Genomic DNA, 2,678 nt, shown 5'->3' with positions numbered 1-2,678 from the left:
GCTCCAATTATGCTTGAAGCCATTGTTGGGATTATAAACACAATTTCACAGATGATTGCTACCTATCTCCCTATGATTGTTCAAATGGGAATACAAATCATTCAAACTTTAATTTCTGGAATTGTACAAGCCTTACCTACTCTGATAGAAACAGGACTTCAATTGATTCTAACTTTAATAAACGGAATTATGCAGATGCTTCCACAGTTAATCCAAATAGCTGTAACAATTATTCAAACTATTATTAACGGAATCATGTCATTTTTACCTCAGTTAATTGAAATGGGAATAAATTTATTAGTTTCATTAATTACAGGAATCACACAAGCTTTACCAATGATTGCTTTAGCGATTATTACAGTCATTACAACTTTAATTGAAGCCATTACAGCGAATTTACCTATGATTATTGAAGCTGGTGTTAAGGTTTTAACTAGCTTAATAGATGGAATCATTAAAATGCTACCGCAACTTATTGATTTAGCGATAAATCTTATAACCAAAGTGGCGGATACTTTATTAACAAACTTACCTAAAATAATTGAATCCGGTGTAAAGATTTTAATGGCCATTATTGATGGTATCGTACAAGTGTTACCACAGCTTATTAATGCAGCATTAGATTTAATTGTCAAAATAGCATCCACATTAATTGCAAACTTGCCGAAGATACTGGAAGCTGGTGTGAAAATTTTACTTATGTTGATTGCTGGGATTGTAAAGGTGATACCGGAATTAATTGCAGCCGCATTAAAGCTAATTGTTACTTTAGCAGGAGAGTTAATTAAGAATCTACCTAAAATCCTTGAAGCTGGTGTTCAACTAATTTGGGCTTTAATAAAAGGGATTGTCAGCATGGTAGGGCAATTAGGTTCGACAATTGTAACAGATATTGTACCGAAAATCGTTGACACATTAAGAAAAATCGATCTATTTAAGATAGGTAAAGATATCATAAGTGGATTGATAGATGGTCTAGGTAGCATGGCTGGTAAAGTGTTAAGTAAGGTGAAGTCTATAGGTAACGATATTCTTGATGGTTTTACTTCCTTCTTCGACATCCATAGTCCATCTCGAAAAATGAGGGATCAGGTTGGTAAACAAGTTGGTGCGGGGCTTGCTGTTGGTATGGAACAATCAATTTCAACAGTTCTTGCAGCAGCTAAAAACTTAGCGAATTCAGTATATTCAGTATTAGAAACAACATTAAATACTTTCAATAGCTCCACTGTAAATGACATGATGAATAACAATCCTCTTCGGAGTTATTTTGAAGCAATTTTATATGATGGAGATTATCTTAATGATTGGATTACTCATTTACCAATGGATATGAGAGATGCATTAAAAGCAGTTGGGAAAGAATTAGAACAGTTCACTCTTGATGGAGTAGAAGACGATAGTCCTATTGCGCGGTATATTCGTAGCATACTAGAGGGGGGAGACCCAGCTCAAGATATACTAAAAGAATTTAACAATTCGAATAAGTGGCTAGAAATTGGTAAAAAAATATCTGGTTTCAGAGAGCAAATTTTTAGAGATTTTTATAATGCTCCAAACCAAAAGACAAACAAAAGTAATGGGTTACAATCCGCACTTAATAATATTTCAAACATGGTTGATGATACTTTTAAAAAGTTGAATTTATATGGGATAAACAAACAAGATAACATCGCTTCTAATCTGTCAGCATTAGCAACAGGAGCAGTTCAACCGATTGTTCAACAAATTGATAGCGGTCCTGTAGAAATTAATTTTTATAACACAATTAATAATGAACGTGATGTTGATCGCATGTTTGAAAAAGCAAATGATTGGTTTGCTGAGCGTGGCCGTAATGTAAAAATAGGAATAGGGAGGACTTAAATTGCTAGACATAGGTATCGATAATCAGTTAGCAAGTGACTATGGAATATGTATGGTAGAACGCCCTGTTATTCCTACAGCAGAACAGGAAGTAGAACATATTGAAGTGCCGGGTAGACATGGCTCACTTACAAAAAAAGGGGCGTTTAAAGACGTCCCTTTAAAAATAAAGTTCAATATGCTTGAAGAAGAGAATATTAAGCCATTAGTTCGGCGCATGAAGGCTTGGTTGATGAATGGCAAGACACTATATTTTACAGATGATGATGTGTATCGGAAAATTAAACATGTTGTAGTAGGTGATATTGCAAATGAAATTGAAGAACATGGTGAGTTTGAAATCGACTTTACGCTTGATCCGTTTGAGTATACAGAAGATGCAAACATAATGTTGAGTACTCCTGGATCTATTTATAATCCAGGTACAATGGAATCAACTCCAATGTTGTTCGTTGCAGGGAATGGTACATTTCGAATTTTTATTAATGATGTTTCTTTTCAGATTAAAGATGTAAATGGTTCTGTTGTAATAGATTCAGAATTATTAGAGGCATACAGTGGTACAGTATCAATGAATGATAAGATGATTGGTGGTTTTCCAGAATTCCAAATAGGAGAAAATAAAATAGAGTGGTCAGGTGCTATTCAATTTATTTCAATTCAACCAAGATGGAGATATAAATAATGATTACTTTATATAAACCAAATGAAACAGACTTTACGCATAACGGAATTGGTGTTTTAGATAAACATATTTATAGTGCAACTGTTGAGGAAGAACTCAACGGTTTATTTGTTTTTAATTTTAATTA

Annotated in this window: 2 protein-coding genes; both read left to right on the top strand. The window is 33.6% G+C overall.

Annotated features, from left to right (window positions below; all coding sequences use genetic code 11):
- A partial coding sequence (locus tag EBQ15_RS30820; RefSeq protein WP_125653128.1) for a phage tail protein occupies positions 1–1,866 on the top strand: 1,866 nt, incomplete at its 5' end.
- Between the two features lies 1 nt (position 1,867).
- Complete coding sequence (locus EBQ15_RS30815; protein WP_033693004.1) at positions 1,868–2,551, top strand: distal tail protein Dit; 684 nt, start codon at positions 1,868–1,870, stop codon at positions 2,549–2,551.
- Positions 2,552–2,678: the final 127 nt, after the last annotated feature.

Source organism: Bacillus sp. 2D03, from assembly GCF_003946765.1.
In the GTDB taxonomy this organism is placed as follows: Bacteria; Bacillota; Bacilli; order Bacillales; family Bacillaceae_G; genus Bacillus_A; species Bacillus_A cereus.
This window is presented reverse-complemented; position numbering and strand designations above follow the sequence as displayed.